The sequence below is a fragment of the Mumia quercus genome, assembly GCF_025506335.1.
GTDB lineage: Bacteria > Actinomycetota > Actinomycetes > Propionibacteriales > Nocardioidaceae > Mumia > Mumia quercus.
The window spans coordinates 463,357-486,767 of sequence record NZ_JANZYO010000002.1; the positions used below are offsets into that span (position 1 = coordinate 463,357).

At 70.1% G+C, this 23,411-nt stretch carries 19 protein-coding genes; 9 read left to right on the forward strand and 10 right to left on the reverse strand.

Annotation, left to right across the window (positions count from 1 at the left end; translation table 11 throughout):
* Positions 1 to 57: 57 nt before the first annotated feature.
* Positions 58 to 2,259, reverse strand: a complete 2,202-nt coding sequence (locus tag NYZ95_RS05590) for a glycoside hydrolase family 15 protein (protein ID WP_262849570.1) — start codon at positions 2,257 to 2,259, stop codon at positions 58 to 60.
* Positions 2,260 to 2,350: 91 nt separating this feature from the next.
* Between NYZ95_RS05590 and NYZ95_RS05595 the strand changes: the two genes are divergently transcribed.
* The gene (locus NYZ95_RS05595; RefSeq protein ID WP_262849573.1) at positions 2,351 to 3,064 is read left to right on the forward strand and encodes a GAF and ANTAR domain-containing protein; all 714 of its coding nucleotides are present in this window, start codon (positions 2,351 to 2,353) and stop codon (positions 3,062 to 3,064) included.
* A gap of 5 nt (positions 3,065 to 3,069) precedes the next feature.
* On the forward strand, positions 3,070 to 3,933 hold the full coding sequence (locus NYZ95_RS05600) for an alpha/beta fold hydrolase (RefSeq protein ID WP_262849963.1): 864 nt from the start codon (positions 3,070 to 3,072) through the stop codon (positions 3,931 to 3,933).
* A 13-nt stretch (positions 3,934 to 3,946) separates the two neighbouring features.
* Here the strand turns inward: NYZ95_RS05600 and NYZ95_RS05605 are convergent, their stop codons facing one another.
* From NYZ95_RS05605 to NYZ95_RS05615, 3 genes are all read right to left on the reverse strand, one after another.
* Positions 3,947 to 4,786, reverse strand: coding sequence for an alpha/beta fold hydrolase (locus tag NYZ95_RS05605; RefSeq protein ID WP_262849575.1), 840 nt, complete (start codon positions 4,784 to 4,786; stop codon positions 3,947 to 3,949).
* A 3-nt stretch (positions 4,787 to 4,789) separates the two neighbouring features.
* Entirely contained in the window at positions 4,790 to 4,957 is a 168-nt protein-coding gene (locus NYZ95_RS05610) for a hypothetical protein (RefSeq protein WP_262849578.1), read from the reverse strand.
* 299 nt (positions 4,958 to 5,256) lie between these two features.
* Positions 5,257 to 5,871: a TetR/AcrR family transcriptional regulator gene (locus NYZ95_RS05615; RefSeq protein ID WP_262849580.1), complete on the reverse strand. Its 615-nt coding sequence runs from the start codon at positions 5,869 to 5,871 to the stop codon at positions 5,257 to 5,259.
* A gap of 110 nt (positions 5,872 to 5,981) precedes the next feature.
* Between NYZ95_RS05615 and NYZ95_RS05620 the strand changes: the two genes are divergently transcribed.
* From NYZ95_RS05620 to NYZ95_RS20325, 3 genes are all read left to right on the forward strand, one after another.
* A complete protein-coding gene (locus tag NYZ95_RS05620) occupies positions 5,982 to 7,259 on the forward strand; it encodes an oxygenase MpaB family protein (protein WP_262849583.1) in 1,278 nt (425 codons plus the stop codon).
* 66 nt (positions 7,260 to 7,325) lie between these two features.
* Entirely contained in the window at positions 7,326 to 9,617 is a 2,292-nt protein-coding gene (locus NYZ95_RS05625; RefSeq protein ID WP_262849585.1) for a molybdopterin cofactor-binding domain-containing protein, read from the forward strand.
* A gap of 15 nt (positions 9,618 to 9,632) precedes the next feature.
* The gene (locus tag NYZ95_RS20325; protein WP_262849588.1) at positions 9,633 to 10,109 is read left to right on the forward strand and encodes a (2Fe-2S)-binding protein; all 477 of its coding nucleotides are present in this window, start codon (positions 9,633 to 9,635) and stop codon (positions 10,107 to 10,109) included.
* Between the two features lie 173 nt (positions 10,110 to 10,282).
* Here NYZ95_RS20325 and NYZ95_RS20330 read toward each other — a convergent pair whose 3' ends face one another.
* From NYZ95_RS20330 to NYZ95_RS05660, 6 genes are all read right to left on the reverse strand, one after another.
* Positions 10,283 to 12,895 carry a LuxR C-terminal-related transcriptional regulator gene (locus NYZ95_RS20330; RefSeq protein ID WP_262849589.1) on the reverse strand — a complete coding sequence of 871 codons (2,613 nt, stop codon included), beginning with the start codon at positions 12,893 to 12,895 and terminating at the stop codon, positions 10,283 to 10,285.
* 183 nt (positions 12,896 to 13,078) lie between these two features.
* Positions 13,079 to 14,095, reverse strand: a complete 1,017-nt coding sequence (locus NYZ95_RS05640; RefSeq protein ID WP_262849592.1) for a linear amide C-N hydrolase — start codon at positions 14,093 to 14,095, stop codon at positions 13,079 to 13,081.
* A 37-nt stretch (positions 14,096 to 14,132) separates the two neighbouring features.
* Positions 14,133 to 14,807, reverse strand: coding sequence for a hypothetical protein (locus tag NYZ95_RS05645; protein ID WP_262849594.1), 675 nt, complete (start codon positions 14,805 to 14,807; stop codon positions 14,133 to 14,135).
* 27 nt (positions 14,808 to 14,834) lie between these two features.
* Entirely contained in the window at positions 14,835 to 16,241 is a 1,407-nt protein-coding gene (gene gad / locus NYZ95_RS05650) for a glutamate decarboxylase (RefSeq protein WP_262849597.1), read from the reverse strand.
* A 62-nt stretch (positions 16,242 to 16,303) separates the two neighbouring features.
* On the reverse strand, positions 16,304 to 18,262 hold the full coding sequence (locus NYZ95_RS05655) for a YhgE/Pip family protein (protein WP_262849598.1): 1,959 nt from the start codon (positions 18,260 to 18,262) through the stop codon (positions 16,304 to 16,306).
* The gene (locus NYZ95_RS05660; protein ID WP_262849601.1) at positions 18,262 to 19,038 is read right to left on the reverse strand and encodes a hypothetical protein; all 777 of its coding nucleotides are present in this window, start codon (positions 19,036 to 19,038) and stop codon (positions 18,262 to 18,264) included. The genes NYZ95_RS05655 and NYZ95_RS05660 overlap by 1 nt, the downstream gene beginning before the upstream one ends.
* A 579-nt stretch (positions 19,039 to 19,617) precedes the next feature.
* On the opposite strand from NYZ95_RS05660, the gene NYZ95_RS05665 reads away from it, so the two are divergent.
* From NYZ95_RS05665 to NYZ95_RS05680, 4 genes are read left to right on the forward strand one after another with little or no spacing between them, the layout of a single operon-like run.
* Positions 19,618 to 20,661: an ABC transporter substrate-binding protein gene (locus NYZ95_RS05665; RefSeq protein WP_262849603.1), complete on the forward strand. Its 1,044-nt coding sequence runs from the start codon at positions 19,618 to 19,620 to the stop codon at positions 20,659 to 20,661.
* Positions 20,658 to 21,515: an ABC transporter permease gene (locus NYZ95_RS20335; RefSeq protein WP_262849605.1), complete on the forward strand. Its 858-nt coding sequence runs from the start codon at positions 20,658 to 20,660 to the stop codon at positions 21,513 to 21,515. Before NYZ95_RS05665 ends, NYZ95_RS20335 begins: the two co-directional genes overlap by 4 nt.
* Positions 21,512 to 22,300 (forward strand): ABC transporter permease, encoded by a 789-nt coding sequence (locus tag NYZ95_RS05675; protein ID WP_262849608.1) that lies wholly within the window; start codon positions 21,512 to 21,514, stop codon positions 22,298 to 22,300. The genes NYZ95_RS20335 and NYZ95_RS05675 overlap by 4 nt, the downstream gene beginning before the upstream one ends.
* Positions 22,293 to 23,384: an ABC transporter ATP-binding protein gene (locus NYZ95_RS05680; RefSeq protein ID WP_262849610.1), complete on the forward strand. Its 1,092-nt coding sequence runs from the start codon at positions 22,293 to 22,295 to the stop codon at positions 23,382 to 23,384. Before NYZ95_RS05675 ends, NYZ95_RS05680 begins: the two co-directional genes overlap by 8 nt.
* The last annotated feature ends 27 nt before the right edge of the window (positions 23,385 to 23,411 follow it).

Consider the following 23,411-nt stretch of genomic DNA (forward strand, 5'->3'; position numbering starts at 1 on the left):
TCTAGTCTCCCTGGGGTCGCGGCCACGCGCTCGCCCACCGACGTCGAGGTCTGAGGATCAGTCGAGGTAGCGCCGCGCGACGACGTCCTGCTGGTCCGCCGGGCGGCCGCGCTGCATGGTCCAGGCGAGGCGGACGAGCAGCCCGTGCGACCACACCAACGGTGTCGCCGCACGGGTGCCCTCGCCCTCCTCGCAGCAGGGGCGACCGGTCGGGGGCCGACCGTCCCAGACCTGCTCGGAGATCATGTCGCCGGCGTTCGCGGACGCGGCGATGGCCGAGAGGTACGTCGAGGCGTCGCGGCCCGTGGCGACCTCGTGCTCGCCACGCTCACCGGTCAGGAGAGGCCAGGCACGACCGAGCGTGGTGAACGTGCCCGGGTCGGTGATCGTCCACTGCCCGCCGTCGCGCGTCTCGCCGTACCCGTCGAAGCTGAACCGGCGCCAGAACGGGCCGTTCGGCGTCTGCACCTTCAGCTCGCGGTCGACGACGGCGAGCGACGAGGCGACCACCGGGTCGTCGGCAGGCAGGATCCCCCACCGCGTGAGCGCGAGGAAGCTGGGGTCCACCACGCGCCGCTGGTCGATCTGCGGCGGGCCGCCGTCACCCATCGCGTACGGGGACGCCGTGTTCGGGAGGCCGTTCTTGGTGAGCCTGAGGAAGTACGGCCGGTCGGAGAGCGGACCGTTGGTGGTGACCGTCCAGCCCTTCACCCCAGCGGCCCACCGGTCCGCCAGCTGCTCCCAGCGCCGCGCCGACGCCACGTCCCCGTTCTTGCGGGCGAGGTCGGCGGCGCAGACGAGCCCGGCGATCTGGGCGGCGATGGAGTTCGGGGAGTAGCCGGACTGGTTCTCCCAACGCTCCTGCGGCGAGTACGGCGCAGCACGGCCCGTCTCCTCGTCGCGGAACCGCTCCAAGAAGGTCGCCGCGCGCCGTACGCCGCGGTAGGTGGCACGGTCGGTCTTGCCCGTCAGGCGGGCGAGCACGATCGGGAGTGCCACCTCGTCGAGCTGCAGCTCCGACCACACCGGCTCTCCCCGTACGTCGGAGTTCTGCGGGAAGGAGCCGTCGGGCCTCTGCTGGACGGTGAAGAGCCAGTCGACGATGCGACGTGCGGCGGCCTTGTCCCCCATCGCCCACATCGCGCTGCCGAACTCGTACGAGTCACGCGACCAGACCAGGTGGTAGGCGCCGGACGGCGACGACAGGTCCGGGACCTCGTCGCCCCACACCCACGGCGCGGAGGGCGACGCCACGACGGCGCCAGGATTCTGCTTGTCCTCTGCGGCCGCGAGCACGAGGGCCGACGCGAGGTACTCGCGACGGACCGGCGCCGCACTCCTGGGCATCGGCTTCAACCCCGCCAGGTAGCGGTGCCACCCCCGGTCGTATCGGCGCTCGACAGTGGACCACGGCGTCCGCGCGCTGGCCGCAGCGGTCGCTCGCGCCTGCGCCGGCCGCCCACCGAAACCGAGCGTGAGCGTCGCGCGCTGGCGACCTGGCCGGCCGTCGACGCGGCTCACGCGTGCGGTCTGGACGACGTTGCCCGGACCTGCGGAGCGGTGGCGTCGATCGAGCCGGTGGTCCGCGCGCAGGTCGCGCCACCCGTCGCTGGCCGTGCCGGCGTACCCGTTGCTCGTCGCACCGAGCCGCGGGCGGGCGCGCAGGGCGGTGGCGACCTCACCGTCGGAGGCCACGAGCGTCCGGCCGACCGTACGGGCGCGGTCGTCCATCCCGTCGTTGTTCAGCGCGGGGTCGTGGCGGACGAACAGCCGGTACCGGCCCCCGTCGAGCGAGCGGAGGCGGACACGGACGACGAGGGCGTCGCGTCGGGGGTCGGTGACGACGTGCTTGACGACCCGGTAGCGGCCCGGCCGACCGGTCACCTGAGAGAAGCGCAGGCTTCGCCGGTCCGGACGGCTGACGACCGGCCTCATGTCCGACTCGCGATCAGTGAACGTCGCGCCGTCGGTGACGACGAGCTCGAGGCTGCGCACGCTCGGCGTCGACAGGTCGGGGTAGAAGACCTCGCTCACCCGTCCTCGCTGCAGCGTGAACCACACGTTGCTCCGACGCGTCCGCGCCGTACCGAATCCGGTCTTGTCGGCCTCGGTCCAGGTGCTCTTCACCCCCGGTCCGTCGGGCGCGGGGTCGGTCGGCGCGGCCGTGCTCGGCGGCGCCGCGAGCAACGAGCCGCCGAGGGCGAGAGCGGCCGTGGCCGCCAGCACGGGACGGCGCAGATCCAGGTGACGTCGGGACATGGGAGACCTCCGAAAGACGCTCCCCGGAGGGGTTCCCCAAGGGCTTCTTGCATAAACCGAGAACGTGGTTCGGCGGGTGTACTGTCAGGCAATGAGCTCAGGGTCACTTGAGGTCGCCCAGGCGTTGACCGACGCCGCGCGGGCGATCCACCAGCCACGTTCTCTGGAGGCGACGCTCGACGCCATCATCGAGTCGGCGCGCCAGACCGTGCCGGGTTTCGACCACGTCGGCATCTCCGTCATCCACCGCGACGGCCGCATCGAGACTCTCGCGGGGACCGACCAGATCGTGTGGGAGCTGGACACCCTTCAGTACGACCTGGGTCAGGGGCCCTGCGTCGACGCGATCCGTGAGTCCTCGATCGTGGCGGTCGAGGACGCCGCGAACGATCCCCGCTGGCCCGACTACATGCCGGCGGCGGCGCAGGTCGGCCTCCGCGCGCAGCTCGGGGTCCGGCTCTTCGACGAAGACGAGACGCTCGGTGGCCTCAACCTCTACTCGGTCAACTCCGACGCCATCGCCGAGGGCGCGGTCGAGCTCGCCGCTCTGTTCGCCTCGCACGCCACCATCGCTCTCGGACGCGCACGACAGGAGGAGCACCTCAACGACGCCCTGGTGACGCGCAAGGTGATCGGGCAGGCCATCGGCATCGTCAGCGAGCGCTACAAGATCTCGGAGGACCAGGCGTTCCACTTCCTGGTGAGAGCCTCCTCGACCAGCAACATCAAGCTCCGCGACGTCGCTCAGGAGCTCGTCGACACCACCAACCAGCAGTACGAGCAGGACCGGGACTCGCGCGAGTGACCTCGATGTTCGACGGCTTCACGGTCGAGGACGTCCCCGTGGAGGGCGCGACGGTGCACGTCCGCCACGGAGGGGCCGGGCCCGCGGTGCTCCTCCTGCACGGCCACCCCCGTACGGGTGCGACGTGGCACCGCGTCGCGCCCCGGCTGGTGGAGGCGGGCTTCTCCGTGGCGTGCCCGGACCTGCGCGGCTACGGCCAGTCCGTCGGTCCGCCACCCACCGACGACCACAGCGCGCACAGCAAGCGCGCCGTCGCCGGTGATTTGGCAGCGCTCATGACGACGCTCGGCCACGAACGCTTCCATCTCGTCGGTCATGACCGCGGCAGCCTCGTCGCGCTGCGCCTCGCCCTGGATCACCCCGAGCGCGTCGCGCGGCTCGCGCTCCTCGACTGCCTCCCTGTCACCGAGCACCTCGACCGGGCGGACGCCCGGTTCGCCACGCAGTGGTGGCACTGGTTCTTCTTCGCCCAGCCCGACATCCCGGAGCGGGTCATCAACGCCGACCCCGACCGCTGGTACGCCGGCGACCCCGCCACGATGGGCGCGGCCAACTACGCCGAGTGGCGGCGAGCGATGCGCAACCCCGACGTCGTCCGCGCGATGCTCGAGGACTACCGCGCCGGGCTCACGATCGACCGTGAGCACGAGGAGGCCGACCGGGCCGCCGGTCGCCTTCTGCCGATGCCCTTGCTGGTCCTGTGGTCGTTGCGCGACGACCTCGAGGAGCTCTACGGCGACCCGGTGCCGATCTGGCGGAAGTGGGCCGACGACGTCCGCGGCGGCGGGATCGACTCAGGGCACCACATGGCCGAGGAGGCACCCGCCGCGCTCGCCGACGCGCTGGTCGGGTTCTTCGCCACGCGGTGACCGCCGGGCGCGCTCACCGCGCGAGCCACGTCGCGACGAGCTGGCGGAAGGCCGGCCCGTCGTCCACCCACGGGAAGTGGCCCGCGCCCTCCTGCACGACGAGCTCGGCGCGCGGGAACAGGTCGACGACCCGCGTCATCGCGCCGACCGGGTTGCCGACGTCCACGCTCCCGGCGAGGACGAGCACGGGGACGTCGAGCGTCGCGAGCGCGGCGCGCGTGGCCGGAGGGTCGAATGCGCCGTCGGCACCGAAGTGCTCAGCCGCCTCCGCGTTGCGCGACGCGTCCGTTGACGCGTCGTACGCGGCGACGTCGGCGTCCCAGCGTCCGTACGTGAGCGGCGTGATCGCCGCCCAGTCGGACGGCGTCGGCTCGCCCGCCTGGATCCGCGCGAGCGCGGCGGCCGCGTCGGCGTACCACGGCTCGCCCGCACGCGTGCGCGCCACGGCAGACCGCTCCTCGTCGCTGATCTCGACACCCACCGCCCGCGGGCTCGGGGTGACGAGGACGACCCGTTCGAGACGTTCGGGATACCGCTCCGCGTACCGTACGGCGACGTTCGCGCCGGCCGAGTGTGCGAGCAGGGTGAGCCGCTCGAGACCCAGGTGCGCGCGCAGCGCCTCGACGTCGTCCACGACGCGGTCGCACCGGTACGTCGCCGGATCGGCCGGCTTCTCGGACGCCCCGCTCCCCCGGTGGTCGAGGAGCACCAGCTCCGCGTCTTCGCTCAGGCCGCCGAGGTCACCGAGGTAGTCGGCCGGGAGCATCGGGCCGCCGGGGATGCAGACCACCGGGTGACCCGTGCCCGTACGCCGATAAGCGAGGCGCGTGCCGTCGGGGGCGAGAAAGTCCACACGTCAGCCTATCGGCTCCCAGCCCGCGATCCCGGCGGCGACGACACCGGCCAGTCCGACCGCACCCGCCGCGACCACCCTCGACGTCATGCGCCGCGTCCGTCGGCTCCGCTCCTCGTACGTAGCTGCCGCTTCCTCGACCGACACCGCCGCGTCGCTCTTGTTTCGCATCTCGTCACCCTCCCGGATCAAGGTGCCGGACGGGTACCCAGATCCCGCCGCCGCATGCCGCTACTCGACCACCGGAACCTGGCTGGTCGAGTAGGGCGGAGCGCCAGCGGAGCCCGTATCGAGACCACGCCGGTCTCGATACGCCCTCGCCCAGCGGCTCGGACTACTCGACCACCCAACCGTCCGCTGGTCGAGTAGGGCGGAGCGCCAGCGGAGCCCGTATCGAGACCACGCGGGTCTCGATACGCCCTCGCCCAGCGGCTCGGGCTACTCGACCAACCACAGGACCGCGGCTCGGCCTACTGGGGTGGATCGACGACTGACGGGATGGTCTGGCGTACGAGAGAGACGAGGGCGCCACGCAGGAGCGCCTCGGTCTGGTCACGGGTGACCTCGCCGTCGGTCAGCCAGCGGCGGGCGACGACGGTGGCGAACGCGGAGTAGCCGTGCAGCGCGACCCTCACCGCAGGCTGCCGGCGTACGGCGTGCAGCCCGGCGATCTCGCAGATCTGGTCGGACATGCTCTCGACGTACCCGCTCAACAGCCGCTCGATCTCCTCGTCACGGGACGTCCCGAGGAAGCTCGACGCCGCGAGCCAGGTCTGGCGGCTGCGCGAGACCATCCGGACCCACTCGTGCACGCTCTGCGCGATCCGGTCCTCGGCGGTCGCCCCCTCCACGAAGGCGGGCATGGGCAGCCGCGGGGTATCCAGCATCCGCTCGATCACGGCGAGGTAGAGCTCGCGCTTCGTCGGGAAGTAGTGGTTGAGCAGTCCGCGGCTGACCCCGCAGGCGCGGGCGATCTCCGTCGTCGACACGTCGTCGTACGGGCGCTCGGCGAACACATGGCTCGCCGCGCTCACGATCTGCTCGCGGCGCACGTCGGGCGGGAGACGGCGACGCGGGGAGGACATGTCGTCATCTTGCCGCAGTGACGGCGTCCACCACGGCAACATTCCGAGAACCGCGGCATCTACTGGCCGAGAGCAAGTGTTTATTGTCACCTTGCCAATACCGTCCTATCATGCGACGAAAGCCGCCGGCCACGGTGCGCGACTCGACGGGGAGTGACGACATGGCAGAACTCAGCAGGCGAAAACTCTTACGGGCAAGCGGCGCTCTGGGCGCCTTCGGTGTCGTCGCCGCCGCGACACCGGCCAAGGCCGCATGGACGTGGGCGTCCACCGGCTCGATCGCGGGTACGGGCACGGGCCGGGACCCGCGCTACGTGTGGGACGACCTGGCGGACCCGGTGCTCGCCAGCCTCCTCGACCGTGGGGGCGTGCCCGCGGTCAACGACGCGCTGCGACCGTGGGCCACCAACGGGCAGGCGACCCCGAGCGGACTGCCGACCGACGTACGGTCTCTCGTCGAGCAGGCACGGCGACTCCCCGCGTGGGCGGACATGGGCAAGCTCGACCTGGCCTTCCGCTTCACCCAGAAGCGCGGCCTCTACCTGGGTGTCCTGTACGGGATGAACAGCGGCATGATGAGCGCGGCCATCCCCCGCGAAGCGCGTGCGGTCTACTACTCGCAGGGCGGCGCCGACCTGCGGGACCGGATCGCGAAGACCGCGAAGCTCGGGTACGACATCGGCGAGAAGGACGCGTACCGCCCGACCGGTCAGATGATCCCGACCTGCGTCAAGACCCGCCTGACGCACGCGGCGGTCCGACACCTCCTCCCCCAGTCGCCGCACTGGGTGGCGAGCGCCGACGAGGACATCCCGATCAGCCAGTTCGACATCATGGTGACCTGGCACAGTCTCGCGTCGTCGGTCTGGCAGAAGCTCATGGAGTGGGAGATCCGCATCCCACGCGACGAGGCCGAGGCCTACCTGCACCTCTGGCAGGTCACCGCCCACATGCTCGGCGTGCTCGACGAGTACATCCCGGCGACCTGGGACGAGGCTCTCGCCCAGCGCGAGCAGGTGCTCGTCCCGCTCCTCGGACCAACTCCCGAGGGCGTGAAGCTCGCCGAGATGCTCGTCCGGCTCGGCGAGCGCATCGATGGCACGCTGATCACGCGCCCCGCGTTCGAGTCGGTCACCCGCTACATGCTCGGAGACCAAGTGACCGACTGGCTCGGCATCGACCGGAACCCCGTCCTCGACGCGGCCGTACGTACGGCCTGGATCCCGTTCGTCCGCTTCCGCGAGGCAGGTCTGCCGCTCGCGCTCGCTCCGCAGATCTACTGGATGTTCGACGAGCTGCTGCGCAAGTTCGCGCTGTTCTACCTCGAGCCCGGCCAGAAGATCAACATCGAGATCCCGACCGCCAACAACCCGAACTACCCCAGCTGACCGACGGCCGGGGGACGGAGCAGGTCCGCGCCACGGCGCGGGCCTGCTCCACGTCCAGGAGGACCCATGAGCGATCTCGAGCGCGACCCGTCCCCAGACGGCATCGGCCGGCGGCGGTTCCTCGGCTACGTGATGGCGGCACCCACGCTGGCGACCGCGGCGAAGCTCAGCGTCGCGCCCAGCGCCCACGGCGCTGTCACTCCCCAACCCACCGACTTCCTCGACCTCAACGACATGATGACCGTCGCCGCCCTCCCGACGTCGCACCTCATCACCGTCCAGGTGCACACCGACGGCACCGTCTCGTTCGCGCTGCCCCGCGCCGAGGTCGGCCAGGGCATCACGACCTCGTCGGCCATGCTGATCGCCGAGGAGCTCGACGTCCCGTTGGAGCGGGTCAGGGTCACCCTGGCCGACGCCCGCCCCGAGCTGGTCTTCAACCAGCTCACCGGAGGCTCCAACACCACCATCGCGACGTACACCCCGATCAGGGTCGCGGCGGCGATCGCCCGCCTGCGGTTGCTGGCGGCCGCCGCCTCCGAGCTTGGCGTACGCGCGTCCGACCTCACCCTGCGCGACGGGATCGTGCGCGCGCCGGGGCACGACGGTCTCGACATCGGCCGGCTGGCGACGGCGGCGGCCAGCACCCGTACGGAGGAGGTCCGGGTCGGCCTGAAGCCGCGGCAGGACTTCGCCGTGATCGGCACCGCGCGCAACAGGGTCGACGCCCTCGCGGCGGTGACGGGACGCAAGGTGTTCGCCATGGACCTTCAGGTCCCCGACGCGCTCCCGACGATGGTCTGCCGCGCCCCCACCCTCAACGGCACCGTACGGTCGGTGGCCAACCTTGCCCAGGTTGCCGCGATGCCGGGCGTGACGGACGTCGTGCCGGTCTCGACCGGCGTCGCCGTGCGGGCGCGGACGTTCGGCCAGTGCATCGACGCGGTCCGCGCGCTGGAGGTGTCCTGGCGGCCCGGGAGCGCGGAGGGCAAGTCCGACGAGAGCGTGATCGCGGACCTTCGGCGCGCCGAGCTGCCGATCGGTGCGCTGCCGCTCACCCCGACCGTCGACGAGCGCTTCACGTTCCACTTCCGCAGCAACAGCGCGCTCGAGACCAACTGCGCCGTCGCCGACGTCCGTGGAGGCCGAGCCGAGATCTGGTCGTCCCTGAAGTCCCCGATCGTGGCGCGCCAGAAGATCGCCGCACGGCTCGGCCTCCCGCTGCACGCGGTGACCGTGCACGTGACCGAGGGCGGAGGGTCGTTCGGACGGCGGCTCTTCTTCGACGCCGCGCTGGAGGCGGCCGAGATCTCGCAGAAGATGGGCAAGCCGGTCAAGCTCATGTGGCACCGGGCCGACGACTCGCGCCAGGGCCGCACCCACCCGATGGCTCTCTCCCGGGTGCGCGCGAGCTACCTCGGCAGCTCGGTGCTCCGCTTCACGCAGGTGCACACCAGCGTCGCGACGGACCTCGGCCACGGCCTCGGGGAGATCATCACCGCGATGGCGGCGAGCCTACCCGTGGGCGACAGCGCGTTCTCCCAGGTGTTCTTCCAGCTCTCGCAGACCATGCCGTACGAGTTCGGCGTGAGCAACCGGCTGCTGAACGAGACCGACAAGAGCTTCAACACCGGCAGCATGCGCAACGTCTACTCCCCCGACATGACGTGCGCGCGTGAGCTCGTGGTCGACAAGCTGGCGGCCCGGATGCACAAGGACCCGTACCAGCTGCGGCGGGCCTCGCTGCGCACCGACCGCGCGCGGGCCGTGCTCGACAAGGTCGCCGAGGTCGGGAGCTGGGGGCGTCGGCTTCCCGCGGGAGTGGCCCAGGGGATCGCGTTCCACGACGAGTACCGCGCCGTGAGCGCCGTGCTGGTGGAGCTCGACTGCCGTCCCGAGACGGTCGGACGCCAGATCCGCGACGCGGTCACCGGCCCGCGGGTCACGAAGGCGGTCGTCGCGGTCGACGTCGGGCTCCCCGTCAACCCCCGCGGGCTCGAGGCGCAGATGATGGGCTGCCTGATGGACGGGATCGCGCTGGCGCTGACCTCTAGCCTGCATCTGCGCGACGGGCACTTCCTCGAGGCGAGCTGGGACAACTACTTCTACACCCGCCAGTGGAACACGCCCCCAGACCTCCAGATCATCGTCATGCCGCCGACCAGCGACGAGCCCGGCGGCGCCGGCGAGCTGGGGGTCGCCGCGTCGATGGCGGCCGTCGCCTGCGCCTACGCGCGGGCGACCGGGACGATGCCGACCACGTTCCCGATCAACCACGGCACGCTCTCGTTCGAACCCAAACCCGCCGTCCCGCCGATCCCCCAGTCCCCCACCGACGGCCTGGACCACGTCCGCTGACAGAGGAGATCACCCGTGCCCGAGCACACCTTCAGGCTCAACGGCCACCAGGTCAGCGTCGACGTCGAGGACGACGTCCGGCTGCTGTGGGTCCTGCGCGACGTCCTGGGCGTCACCGGACCGAAGTACGGCTGCGGCATCAACGTCTGCAAAGCCTGCACCAGCCACCTGAACGGCACGGCGTTCAACCCGTGCGCCGTCCCGGTCAAGGACCTCGGTCCGAACGACGAGGTCACCACGATCGAGGGCCTGCCTGCGACGGTCGGTCGTGCCCTGCACCCGATGCAGGAGGCCTGGCTCGAGGCGGACGTCGCCCAGTGCGGCTACTGCCAGCCCGGCCAGATCATGGCGGCCGTCGCGCTCGTACGACGGGTCGCGGCGGAAGGGCGGGAGATCACCGACGACGACCTCGACACGATCCGCAACATCTGCCGCTGCGGCACGTACCCACGGATCCGGCAGGCGATCCGCGCCGCCTCGGCGCAGATGTGAGCCTCGCGCAAAGCCGTGGGCGGGACGTCAGATCCCCCGACCCCGACGTCCCGCCCACCCCCGAGGCCGCTCACCCGACCGCAATGTCGCGGTGAGCAGCAGGCCCCTCGGTCTCCATTAGGACCGAGGTCACACGGAGGCGTTACACAGATCGGACGTTTTCACCCGCGCCTTCACCCTGGCCCGCCGGCGGCGTCCCCCGCGGGCGGGAGCATGCCGCGGACGGCCGCGCTCTGGACCGCCTCCTCGCGGGAGCGCACACCCAGCTTCCGGTAGAGGCTGCGCGTCTGGGTCTTGACGGTGTTGACCGACACGTAGAGCGTCCGTGCGATCTCTTCGAGCGAGCGGTCGGTCGCCAGCGCCGCGAGGACGACCTCCTCGCGCGGCGTCAGCTCCACGAACTCGACCTGCCGAGGCAGGACGTCACCGATGCCGGACGCGTCGAGCACGTCGATGACCCGTCCCATCGCAGGCACGACGTCCGCGGCCTCGACCAGCAGGTCTCGCGGGACGAGCGCGAACGGTCGGTAGACGCCGCTGTCGGCGAGTGTCAGCAGCCGGGTGAGCTCGGGAACGGCGACCGCCGTACGGCCGTCGGCGAGCAGGGCGGCAGCGTACGTCAGCTTGAGGTCGGCGCGGACGCGCCGGCTGCAGCTCTCGTCCCACCGTCGCCCGCCGGCGACCCGCTGCGCGGCCGCGTGGTCGCCGATCGCCAGTGCGAGGCGCGCACGCGCGAGGTCGACGAGCGGCTGCTCGGACGTCACCGTCGCCAGCAGCGCGCCCGCGCGCGACGTCGCCCGCAGCGAGAGGAGGAGGTCGACCTCGAGAGAGACCAGCAGCGCCTCGGCGAACGACCCCGGCTCGAGCCCGTGCGCACGTCGGGCACGCTCGGCCGAGAGCTGGTGCAGCACCCCAATCCTGTCGCCCCACAGAAGCTCGGTCTGAGCACGGGCGAAGAGATCGTAGAACCACAGGTCCGACGGCGGTGTCGCAGAGCGGCTCTCGCGCTCCAGGGCCTCGTAGGCACCGCACCGGTCGAGGCGTTCTGCTGCCAGGAGTGCCTGCGCGGTGTGGGCCAGCCGGCTCCCGAGGAGCTCGGTGCCGGGCGACTCGCACGCCTCGGCCCCGTGCTGGGCGATCCACTCGTCACCCGCCGCGAAGTCTCCTTCGACGGCGAAGGTCAGGCCGAGGACCGCACTGATCCCGGTACGTGCACCGGGGACGACGCACTCCGCCGACGTCTCGTACGCCGACAGCAGGGAGTCAGACGCCTTTTGGGTCTCCCCCGCCAGGAGGTGGACGACACCGGCCTCTTTGAACACGGGGCAGAGCAGGTCGTCGACCTCGTCGGGGTGCGCGGTACGGGCGGCCGTGGCGATCGAGGTGAGGCGCAACGCGACCTCGCGCGCCTGCGCCGGATCGCCCTTGAGGCGTAAGGAGAGAAGCGCGAGCAGCCCGTCGTCCAACGCGGTCCGCGCGTCGGTCGACCGGCCGATCAGCTCGAGCTCCGTACGGCCGAGAACCTCGCGTGTGCCCTGACTGCCGGCGGGCGCACCCAGCAGCGAGACCGAGAGCTCCTTGATCGTCCGCAGCTTGCGCCGGCGAGCGAGGTCGGCGGCGGGCAGGGACTCGAAGAACGCCTCGAGCGCTTGGTGGTGGCCTGCGAGAAGGGCGAGCCAGCCGTCCTCGACGGCCGCGGCAGCACGACCGAGGTCACCGCCCGCCAGCGCGTGGGTCAGCGCGCGGGCGTGGTCGCCGCGCTCGAGGAACCAGCCGGCCAGGTCCTTCTCGAGCGTCCGGCGCGCGTGGGGCATCTCGGTGGCGAACAGCGACAGCATGGCCGACCGGACGAGCCGGGGCCACGCGTACGACCGTCGCGTGCCGACCGGCGTCGGCATCAGCAGCCCGTGAGACACGAGGCAGTCGATCACCGAGCGCGGGTTGACGCCTCCGTTGACGAACCGGGCCACGTCGTCGTCGAACTGCTCGAGGACGGTGAACCGGAAGACCCGTTCGCTGATGCCCACGGGGGCGAGCGCGCTGAGGACCTGGTTGCGCACCCAGTCGTGCGCGTGCTCCCTCACGACCTCGTCGACCGGCTGGGTCCACGGTGAGGGCTCGTGCGCGAGAGCGTCACCGATCGCCCACAGGATCGCCGGCCACCCGCCGGTCTCGCGGTGCAGGTCGTCGAGCTGCTGCCGGTCGAGCACCAGTCCGAACGACTCGAACAACGCCTGCGTCTCGTCCCGGGTGAGGAGGAGGTCGCGTACGCCGATGACGTCCGACTCGACGCCCTGGAGTCGGCAGGCCTCACGCAACCGCATGTCGTCACGGGCGCACACCACGACCCGCAGGTTCGGGCAGCTGCGCAGCAGCTCGGCGATGCCCCGGTCGGCCTCGGAGTCGCGGATCTGCTCGTACCGCTCGACGACGACCACGAGCGGCGCCTGCCACGCCTGGACCGCGTGGCGGATCGCCCGCCGCGACGTACCGCCGTCCCCGAAGGGCGTGACGACGCCCGCGACCGCCAGTGCCCGCCCGATCTCCTCCCAGAGACGGGTGGCGGAGTGCACCTCCTCGTCCAGCGTCACCCACGCTGCGTCGAGGTCCTCGGGGATGCAGGCGAACCACTGGGCGACGAGCGTGCTCTTCCCGATGCCGACAGGGCCACGGACGACCACGAGCGGGACCGCCGACGCGAGGCGCTCCGAGAGCCGGGGACGCCGCGCCAACGGTCGAGGCAGGCGCGGGACCGCGTACCTGTAGCCACCCTTCGTGGCAGCCACACCTCGTCCCCCACGGACCGCTTCTACGCTCATCTTCTCCCCCGAGACTGCTCACGTGCGGTGTCTTGGCGACGCACCGCATTTGCTCACATCCTGAATTATCGCGAGAACCACCGCACCCGCCGCCTGAGACCCTGCCTCCCGACAGCAGGGGCACCGCACGGACGGGCGCGGTGGACGCCCTCAGGCCTTCGCGCCGGCCTTCGCCGCCTCGACCATCGACAGGGTCAGGAAGGTGAGCGTGCCCTCCTCGAACTTGTCGCTCACGTTGCCCGCGATGCCGCCCTCCAGCGCCAGTTTGCTCAAGAGGTCCAGCTTGGTCGTGGGCGAGCCTTCGCTGAAGTCGAGGTCGTCGAGGTCCACCCACACGATGTTCGGCCGCGTCGTCGACTCGAAGACGTACCGCTTGTTGGTCAGGTCGGCGACGACCTGCCAGATCGTCTGCGACGCTTCGGGCTTGCCGGGGTCCGGCTCCCTGAACGGCTGCGCCGCGTTGCGGATGACGCTGAACATCGCGGCGATCGCGTCGACCTGCGACGCGGGCTGCTCGAGCCTGCCCACGTAGTAGAGCGCACGGGCGAAGCGGTCCGTCGCCAGCGTGGAGCCGGGCAGGGGCTTGTCGCCCCCGAGCCCCTGCCACTGCTCGACCAGCTGGAGCTGCTGGTCGAAGGGCGGCGAGTTCGTCATGACGAGGTACTCGCGGCCGTGGTGGATGTGGGCCTTGCCGTCGAGGTACTCGATGATGGCCGAGTCCCCGGTCGCGTCGTCCAGCGCGAGGTGGATCGCCGGGACCTCCCCGCTCGACGGGTCCGTCAGCTGGACGACCTGCGCGTCGTTCTCCTCGATCCACGCGACGGCTTCTGCCACCGTCGCGTAGTTGTCGAGGAAATACTGGAGCCACACCGCCTGGCTCAGCGCGGGGCGCGACTCGTCACGCGGCTCGTACGTGGACTCGGCGAGCCACAGGATGTGGCCGGAGAGCCCTGCCTCGTTGATCCCGTCGACCGAGATCAGGTCGAACGCCGTCGCGACGACGCTCCCGTACTTCGCCGTCCAGGACAGCTCGCCCTTCACACCGTCGTCGCGCGCGACGCCTCGGGGAAGTTTCCAGAGGTTGGTCCCGAGGTCGCGGTGGTAGTCCATGTTGCGGCCGACGACGACAGATCCTGCAGCGTCCGGCCAGATCACTCGCGTGCACATATCTTCTCGCTTTCACGTGGTGGTGGTTGCCAAGAATTCAGGAATGCGCCACTCGACCCCTCTCACGCCCCGGAAGGACGATCAACGAGGCAAGGAAGAAGCACACCGCTCCGACCAATGTGCCGATATTTGCCACGTCATTGTTCAGAGAATCCCCACCGGGCCCGATATAGGCGCCGACGGCCGAGATCCCGAAGGCGACGCACCCGGCGAGGTTGATCTGCGTCGACCACCACTGCCGGTCGCGCGGGTTCCAGGCGTCCTTGATGTGGTTGTAGGCGACGATCGCGAGGACGCCGCTCACGAGGAAGGCGACGGACCCTCCTGCGTCGGGCGACCAGACGAAGTGCTTCTGCGAGGCGACCGTCTTGGCGTCCAGCGCAGCCGTGGTGCTCACGTTGAAGAGCAGGGTCCCCAACGACTGCGTCGCCGCGGCGAGCCACTCCGCCCGCACCATCGTCCCCCGCCCGTACGGGACCCGCACCGTGACCGCTCCGCTCAGGAGCAGCTGGGCCAGCCCCGCCGCGGTGAAGAACCACGCACCGACGAAGTAGCACAGGTTCGAGGTGGACGCCGGCGCCCAGTCCCCCAGCGCGAGCGCCGACCCGAGCGCGAAGAGCGCCGAGCCGATCATGAACCCCACGCACTGCTTCGACAGCGTCGGAGTCAGCGCCGCGCGCTGCAGCGGGGCGCTCCCTACGACGTCGCTCATGGCTCTGCTCCGCGTGGACTGTGCACGTCAGTGGTGGAAGTGCGCACCGGCGACCTCGCGAGGCAGGGGCGACTTCAGGTTGTCGAGGTAGGCAACCTCGCCCTCGAGGTCGCGCAGCAGCGCGTTGGCCAGGTCGTGGCTGAGTCCCGCGCGTACGACGATGCGCTGGACGGTGATGTCGGCGAGGTTGTCCGCGAGCGGGTACGCCGGCACGAGCCAGCCCTTCATCCGCAACCGGTCCGACAAGTCGTACAAGGTCCAGTTGGCGGTGTGGTCGGGCTTCAGGCGCCAGGCGAAGACCGGGATGGTGTCGCCCTTGCTCACCAGCGTGAACGGGCCGATCTTCTCGATGGCGGCCGCGAGGTACTGCGCCACGTCGAGCGAGCTCTGCTGCACCTCGCGGTAGCCGTCGCGGCCCAGCCTCAAGAACATGTAGTACTGCAGGAGCACCTGCGCGCCGGGGCGCGAGAAGTTGAGCGCCAGCGTGGGCATGTCGCCGCCGAGGTAGCTGCAGTGGAACACCATGCTCTCCGGCAGCGCGTCGGTGTCGCGCCACACGATCCACCCGACACCGGGGTAGACCAGTCCGTACTTGTGGCCCGAGGTGTTGATCGAGACGACGCGCTCGACGCGGAAGTCCCACTCGAGCTCGGGCTGGCAGAACGGGGCCACCATCGCGCCGGAGGCACCGTCGACGTGGATCTTGACGTCGAGGCCCGTGCTGGCCTGGATCTCGTCGAGCTTCTTCGCGATCTCGGCGATGGGCTCGTACATCCCCGTGTAGGTCTGGCCCATGATCCCGACGACGCCGATCGTGTTCTCGTCGACGTACTTCTCGAGGTCGTGGCCGTCGAGGACCAGGTGCTCCTCCGAGACGGGAACCCACCGCGGCTCGACCTCGAAGTAGTTGCAGAACTTCTCCCAGCAGACCTGCACACCGGTCGACAGGACGAGGTTCGGCGACTCGACGGACTTGCCTTCCTCGCGCCGCTTCGTCTGCCAGCGCCGCTTGAGCGCCAGGCCGCCCAGCATGCAGGCCTCCGAGGAGCCGATCGTGGAGGTCCCGATCGTGGCGGCGCTGTCCGGGGCGTGCCAGAGGTCGGCGAGGATCCGCCAGCAGCGCTCCTCGATCGCCGCGGTCTGCGGGTACTCGTCCTTGTCGATCATGTTCTTGTCGGCGGTCTCGCTGTAGAGGCGCTTGGCCTCGTCGTCCATCCAGGTGGAGACGAAGGTCGCGAGGTTCAGCCGGGCGTTGCCGTCGAGCATCGCCTCGTCGTGGACGATCTGGTACGCCGTCTCCGGGAGGCTCGCACGATCCGGCATCTCGAACTTCGGCATCTCCGTGGCCTCACCCGGGCGGATGAAGACGGGGTTGATGACGAGCGACTCCCCGATGTTGGTGGTCTGGCGGGCGTTGGTGTGTCTGACGGACATGGTCGTCCTCTCTCGGTGACGAGTGGGTGTACGCGACCCGCGGCGTGCGGGCCGACGGATTGCTAGACCTCGATCGGGGGGTAGAGGCGGTCCATGTTGTATTGCCGGTTGCGTCGAGCGGCCCAGGTCGAGATCGCGAGGAACGCGACGGTGAGCCCGAGCACGACGGTGATCGAGACCCACAGCCGGCTGTCGATGCCGCCCACGGTCAGCTGTCTCAGGCCGGTCACCGTGTAGGTCATCGGGTCGACGACGTGGATGTACTGGAACGGCTTCGTGGTCGTCGGGACCGGGTAGACGCCGCCGGCCGAGACAAGCTGGACCATCAGGAAGGCGAGCGTGACCACGCGGCCGACCGCAGCTCCGAAGAGCGCGTTGAACATCTGGATCATGGCCATGAACATCGCCACGATCAGCAGCATGAAGCCGAGCGTCCCCCAGGGATGTGTCGGTCTCAGCCCGACCGCGAAGACGACGACGCTGTAGAGGATCGCGGCCTGCAGCATGCCGATCGCGTACGTCGGCGCGTACGAGGCGAGCACGACCCGGAACGAGCCCAGACCCTGGACGAGCGGCCGCGGCTGCAGCGGTGTGAAGAGCATCCACGCGATGATCCCGCCGACGAACAGCGCCAGGCCGAAGAAGAACGGCGCGAATCCCGTCCCGAAGGTGGGCGCCTTGTGGAGGTAGTCCTCCTTGAGCTGGACGGGTTTCGCGAGCGCCTTGGCAAGGTCGGTGCGCTGACCCTCCGTCCAGGTCGGGATCATGCGGACGCCCTGCTCCAGTCCGCTCGCGAGCTGGGCGGACCCGCTCGCGGCCGTCTTGCTGCCAGTGGCGAGCTCGTCGGCACCGGAGCTCAGCTTGACCAGTCCGGAGCTCAGCTCGTCGGCCCCGCTGCGCAGCTCGCCGACGTCGGTCCTGGCGGTCTTGATCTGGCTCACGACCTCGCCGCTCTCCAGCACGCGCAACGCCCCGCTCAGCCTGCTCTGAGGGTTGCCGAGCTCGGAGTCGAGGAGGCGCGCGTCGCCGCGGATCGCCGTCAGCTGGTCGTTGGCGCGAGGACCGAGTCCCTGCGTGGCCAGCGCCTTGTCGACCGGCGCGAGCGCGTCCGCCAGCCGGCGCTGAGCAGGGTCGCCGCTCGCGCGGAGCTCGGCGACGACCGAGTCGAGGCGCTTGCTCGCGACAGCCTGCGCGGCCGTGACCTCGTCGAGGACCTTCACCACGTCCTCGGTCGTGTCGCGCAGGTGGCTGGCCGTCGCCCGGACCTCGGCGCCGGTGATGCCGGACTTGTCGATCTCGGCGAGCAGCACCCCGGTGACCGAGTCGACCTTCTGGTCGAGCTCGTCGACACCTGCGGCGAGCTTGGCCGAGCCGTCCTCGGCCGTGACCATCTTCGTGGCCAGCTCCTGCGCGCCGGAGCTCAGCTTCTGCAGGCCGGTGTCGAGCTTCGTCGCACCGCTGGACGCCTCTTTGACCTTCGGCACCAGGTCGTTGGTGACCTCGTTCAGAGCGATCTCGAACGTCTTGACGCCGACCTGGGCGGAGATCTCGTTGACCGCCTGCTGCGCCGCGTCCTGGCCGATGATCGTCGCGAGGTAGTTGTTGACGTCGTTGTAGGTGAAGATCAGGTCGGCGGAGCGGGGCTTGCTCCCCGCCGGCGAGGCGACGGCCTCGCTGAAGTCCTTGGGGAGCGTGACGGAGAAGTAGTACGTGCCGTCCGAGACACCTTCGGCAGCCTCCCGCGGGGACACCAGGTGGAGGTCGAGCTGCTTGGAGGCGAGCAGCCCCTCGGCCACCTGCTTGCCGGCGTCGAGCTCCTCTCCCTGCACCACTGCGCCCTTGTCCTCGTTGACGAGGGCGACCGGGATCTTGTCGGCGGCGGCGAACGGGTTCCAGAACGCCCACAGGTAGAGGGCGCCGTACAGCAGCGGCATCAAGACGATGACGACCAGCGCGAGACGCGGCATGCGGCCGCGGTAGTAGCGCTTGAGGTCGCTACCGGGCGAGAAGACGGCGAACATCAGCTCAGGGCCTCCAGCTCGAGGTCCGTGAAGTCGTCGTCGATGAGGTTCGGCACCTCGATGACGTCGTGGAGGCGCTGGTCGCCGTACCCGCCGTTGATGTCTGCCGTGACGACGGTCTGCCCGTTGCCGAGTGCGATCAGCCGGTCGAGGAGCTTGTACGTGGCGCGCACGCTGGAGAGCTTGTCCACGCCCCCGACGACGAGCAGCGGAGGTCTGTGCGTGTTGGCGACGGCGATCCGCAGCAGCGCGGCGGTCAGCTCAGGCAGCTCTTCCACGTACGCCTCGAGCGGCGGCAGCGTCAGGTCCCCGAAGACAGGGCGGCAGATGCGTTCGAGGTCCTCCTGGCGCGACTGCCTGACCCACCGGTACCAGGGCGCCTCCCAGCGGATCTGCTCGGTGATGATGTCGCGGACGCGGATCGCCTGCGCGATGCCGTCGACCTCGTCCACGTCGGCCAGAGCAGCTCTCGCGAAGAGGTCACGGGCGTCGTTGATGCGCCCGAACGCCTTGAGGAACCCCGTCGTCGGCTTCATCCGGCCGGCGAGGGTGAGCAGCAGCGCGACGCGCCCCCGCCCTCCGGGGCCGACGAGGACGGTGAGTCCACCCTGGCGGATCGCCAGGTCCGTCGGGCCGTAGATCCGTCCCCACGACGCATCGACCCCGATCGACGTCGCCTCCAGCAGCGGCGGCTCGGCATCGCCGTCCGCGTACGCCGGACCTCCCCACGTCATCTCGCTGGAGTCCCATTCGGTGCCTCCGGTTGACACGGTCACGCTTTCCCCCTCGTTCAGCCGACAGAAGACGGACGGTGTCCGTATCAGGTGTCGTGCGCTGACGAATTCGCGTGAAATGCCGAGCGAGCCGAGCTGGTGTGCCGACCGATGCGTTTGCGGGCGTCGTTCTTCACCGTGCGTCCCCGTTCTGGTCCTGCCGTGCGGGTTTGCCGGAAGACCATTTCTCCCGGGCATTCTCGAAAGCCTCGGGACGCGCCGAAGAGCGGAGTGACGCCTACCCGAGATTGGCGGAATCAAACTTCTTGGCGGTCACTTTAGGGGAGCATTCACGAAAGCGCAGAAGTGACGTGAAAATGTCGCCGCCGCGAGGTCACCCCCACGGTCGGGCGGACGACGGGGCGTGGCATGCGGCCGACGGGCGGACCCGGGCAGGGCCGCCGCCCTCCCACCCACGGCTCGGCGGGGTCCGGGCCGGGTAGCAGCAGCGCCGGGATCCGGACGCCCTGTCTCAAAAATGGTCTCGATTCGGTCGAAACGCTTGACAACCCGACATTAATAATAGTGCACTACTAAAAACCGGGCGACAGCCCGCCGAAGCAGGAGTGCACACACGTGACGATGAAGACATCCCGCGGAGTCCGGGCGATCACCACGATCGCCGCGACCATGCTCCCGCTGGCGCTGCTCAGCGCCTGCGGCAGCGACGAGGCCGACGGCACGACGACCCTGACGGTCGCCAGCTACGGCGGCCCGTACCAGGAGGCCCAGGCCCAGGCGTTCTTCGAGCCGTACATGAAGGCGAACCCGGACGTGAAGATCGTCCAGGACGGTCCGTCCGACAACGCCAAGCTGCGTGCGATGGTCGAGGCCGGCAAGCCCCAGTGGGACGTCGTGCTCCTCGCCAACGACTTCGGCAACGAGAGCCAGGGCGAGTGGCTGGAGGAGATCGACTACGACGTGGTCGACAAGGACGCGCTCCTCGACGGGTACGCCGACAAGTACCGCGCCGGCGCCGACGTCGAGGGCACCGTGCTCGCCTACCGCGAGGACAAGCTCGCCACGGCCCCGTCGTCGTGGGCGGACTTCTTCGACACCAAGGCGTTCCCGGGCAAGCGGGCGGTCAACAAGTTCGCCGCCGGCGGCATCCTCGAGGCGGCGCTGCTCGCCGACGGTGTCCCGCAGGCCGATCTCTACCCGCTCGACGTCGACCGCGCGCTCAAGAAGATCGACACCATCAAGGACAGCATCGTCTGGTGGGACACCGCCGCACAGAGCCAGCAGCTGCTCGAGTCGGGCGAGGTCTCGATGGGTCTCGTCTGGGTCGGACGCGCCGCCGACGCCGGCAAGTCGAGCCCGGTCAAGATCGACTGGAACACCTGGCTGAGCCAGGACGCGTACTGGATGGTCCCCAAGGGCTCCCCCAACGCCGAGGAGGCGATGAAGCTCATCGCCTTCATGGTGACCAAGGATCCGCAGGTCGAGTTCAGCCAGCTCATCGACTACGGACCGGTCAACCGCGAGGCCGCTGAGGACGAGTCCGTCCGCGCCAACCCGAACCGTCCGAGCAACCACCTCGACACGCAGGTCCCGATGGACGACGAGTGGTGGGCCGAGAACCTCGAGGGCGTCATGGAGAAGTTCAACGCCTGGGTCCTCGCGTGACGGTCGGCACGGTGCCCGCCCCTCGCCGCCGCGGCCTTCTCGGCCTCGGCGGCGGGGGGTGGGCCCTCGTCCTCCCCCTGGTCCTCTTCCTCGCCGTCTTCTTCCTGTACCCGCTGGTGCAGATGGCGCGTGAGAGCGCCGCCGGCGGCTTCGCGGCGTACGAGTCGATCCTGACGTCGCCGGTCTACCGCAAGGTCTTCGGCAACACCCTCACCATCGCGGCCGCCACGACGGCGATCTGCCTCGTGCTCGCGTACCCGTACGCCTACGTCATGAACCGCGTCTCGCCGCGGATGCGGCTGGCGCTGATGGCTTTCGTGCTGCTGCCGTTCTGGGCGAGCCTGCTGGTGCGCAGCTTCGCGTGGATCGCCCTCCTCCAGGACAGCGGCCTGGTCAACCAGGCACTCCAGGCGCTCGGGCTCACCGACGACCCGGTCTCGTTGATCCGCACGACGCCCGGAGTCCTCATCGGGATGGTGCACATCATGCTCCCCTACATGGTGCTTCCGCTCTACACAGCGATGGCCCGCGTCGACGACAGGCTGCTGCTCGCCGCGTCGAGCCTCGGGGCCAACCCGCGCCGCCGGTTCGTCCGCGTCTTCCTGCCGCTGACGCTGCCCGGCCTGGCCGCCGGGTGCCTGCTCGTCTTCACCATCTCGCTCGGCTTCTACATCACGCCGGCGCTCCTCGGCGCTCCGAGCCAGGCGATGGTCGGCGAGGTCATCGCCGAGCAGGTCGAGCAGTTCGGCCTGTCGACCGCGAGCGCGCTCGGCATCGTCCTGCTGACGGGAACGCTGGTCATCCTCGTGGTGATCGCCCTGCTCGCCAAGCGGCTCGGGAGGTCCGCACGATGAAGAAGCCACCCGTACGGTGGGTCGCGCTGACCGCGGCGACCGTCCTCACCGCCTGCTTCCTCCTCCTGCCGACGCTGGTCGTGGTCCCGATGTCGTTCAACGGGTCCTCGACCCTGGGCGTCTTCGACGGGACGTGGACGACGCGCTGGTACGACGAGCTCCTCACCTCGCCCGCGTGGCGGACCGCGGCACTCAACAGCCTCCAGGTCGCGCTCGGCTCGACCGTCCTGTCCACCGTCCTGGGGACGTTGGCCGCGTGGGGCCTCAGCAAGCTCGGCGTGTACGGCCGCGCCATCCAGGGCGGGAGCATCGCCCCGGTCGTCGTCCCGCCGGTCATCCTCGGCGTGGGCCTCTACAGCGTCTTCCTCACCTGGCAGCTCAACGGCACGGTGCTCGGCCTGATCCTGGCCCACACGGTGCTCGCGCTCCCGTTCGTCGTGATCGCCGTCGGGGCGAGCTTCGCCCAGCTCGACCCCGTGTACGAGCGGGCCGCCGCCAGCCTGGGCGCGAAGCCGTTCCAGACGCTGCGCCGCGTCGTCCTGCCGCTGCTGCTGCCGGGCGTCGTCGCCGGTGCGCTGTTCGCGTTCGTGACGTCGTGGGACGAGGTGGTCGTGTCGATCTTCCTGACCGACGCGCAGACCCGCACGCTCCCGGTCGAGATGTGGATCCAGGTCCGGACGCAGGTCACCCCCACCCTCGCGGCGCTCGGGACGTGCCTCCTGCTCGTCTCCAGCCTCGCGCTCATCGCCATGCAAGTCCTCCGCAGGAGTGAACGAGATGCCTGACAACAACACGGTCACCACCGGTGCAGCCCTGACCCTCTCGGGAGTCACGAAGAAGTTCGGGGATGCCGTCGCCGTCCACGAGATCGACCTCGACCTGATGCCGGGCGAGTTTCTCACGATGCTCGGCCCCTCGGGCTCGGGCAAGACGACGACGCTCAACATGATCGCCGGGTTCCTGCAGCCGGACTCGGGCACGGTCACGCTCGACGGGCGCGAGATCACCCGGACCCCGGCCCACGCGCGCAACATCGGCGTGGTGTTCCAGAACTATGCGCTGTTCCCCCACCTGAGCGCGGTGCGCAACGTCGCGTTCCCGCTGGAGATGCGCGGCGTCTCCCGCAAGGAGGCGCTGCGTCGTGCGCACGGGGCCCTCGAGCTGGTCGAGCTGGAGAAGTGCGCCGACCGGCGACCGGCGCAGCTGTCCGGAGGGCAGCAGCAGCGGGTGGCGCTCGCACGGGCGTTCGTCTTCGAGCCCGGTCTCCTGCTGATGGACGAGCCGCTCGGCGCGCTCGACAAGCGGCTGCGCGAGACGATGCAGCTCGAGATCATGCGCCTGTGCCGACGCGTCGGCAGCACGGTCGTGTACGTGACGCACGACCAGGAAGAGGCGCTCACGATGAGCGACCGCATCGCGATCTACAACGAGGGCGTGATCGAGCAGCTCGGGACCGCCGAGGATCTGTACGAGCGGCCCGCCACGACGTTCGTCGCGGACTTCGTCGGTGACTCGACGATCCTGAAGGGCGAGTCCCAGGGCGACGGTACGGTCGTGGGCGCGGGCTGGACCGCAGCCGGCCCGGAGCGTGGCGCGACGCCGAAGGGTGATCCGGCCTCGGTCGTCATCCGCCCGGAGATGGTCCGCCTGTCCCCCGCCGAGGACGCGAAGTCGACCGTCAACCAGATGACCGGCGAGGTCGCGGACGTCGTGTACCTCGGCTCGCAGGTGAAGTACATCGTCGCCGGCGACGGTGGCGACGAGGTCCACGCGAAGGTCGCACGCTCGGCACAGTGGTCGCGCTTCGAGCGCGGCGACCGGGTCAGCGCGACGTGGTCCGCCGAGGACTGCGTGGTGCTGAGCAGCTGATGTCGGTCATGTCGGAGGGCCCGGGCA

Bases quoted from the DNA above. Each gene is read 5' to 3' on its own strand.
- NYZ95_RS05590 (WP_262849570.1), bottom strand. From the start codon at position 2,259: ATGTCCCGACGTCACCTGGATCTGCGCCGTCCCGTGCTGGCGGCCACG.
- NYZ95_RS05595 (WP_262849573.1), top strand. From the start codon at position 2,351: ATGAGCTCAGGGTCACTTGAGGTCGCCCAGGCGTTGACCGACGCCGCG.
- NYZ95_RS05600 (WP_262849963.1), top strand. From the start codon at position 3,070: ATGTTCGACGGCTTCACGGTCGAGGACGTCCCCGTGGAGGGCGCGACG.
- NYZ95_RS05610 (WP_262849578.1), bottom strand. From the start codon at position 4,957: ATGCGAAACAAGAGCGACGCGGCGGTGTCGGTCGAGGAAGCGGCAGCT.
- NYZ95_RS05615 (WP_262849580.1), bottom strand. From the start codon at position 5,871: ATGTCCTCCCCGCGTCGCCGTCTCCCGCCCGACGTGCGCCGCGAGCAG.
- NYZ95_RS05620 (WP_262849583.1), top strand. From the start codon at position 5,982: ATGCGACGAAAGCCGCCGGCCACGGTGCGCGACTCGACGGGGAGTGAC.
- NYZ95_RS05625 (WP_262849585.1), top strand. From the start codon at position 7,326: ATGAGCGATCTCGAGCGCGACCCGTCCCCAGACGGCATCGGCCGGCGG.
- NYZ95_RS05640 (WP_262849592.1), bottom strand. From the start codon at position 14,095: ATGTGCACGCGAGTGATCTGGCCGGACGCTGCAGGATCTGTCGTCGTC.
- NYZ95_RS05645 (WP_262849594.1), bottom strand. From the start codon at position 14,807: ATGAGCGACGTCGTAGGGAGCGCCCCGCTGCAGCGCGCGGCGCTGACT.
- gad (WP_262849597.1), bottom strand. From the start codon at position 16,241: ATGTCCGTCAGACACACCAACGCCCGCCAGACCACCAACATCGGGGAG.
- NYZ95_RS05655 (WP_262849598.1), bottom strand. From the start codon at position 18,262: ATGTTCGCCGTCTTCTCGCCCGGTAGCGACCTCAAGCGCTACTACCGC.
- NYZ95_RS05665 (WP_262849603.1), top strand. From the start codon at position 19,618: ATGAAGACATCCCGCGGAGTCCGGGCGATCACCACGATCGCCGCGACC.
- NYZ95_RS05675 (WP_262849608.1), top strand. From the start codon at position 21,512: ATGAAGAAGCCACCCGTACGGTGGGTCGCGCTGACCGCGGCGACCGTC.
- NYZ95_RS05680 (WP_262849610.1), top strand. From the start codon at position 22,293: ATGCCTGACAACAACACGGTCACCACCGGTGCAGCCCTGACCCTCTCG.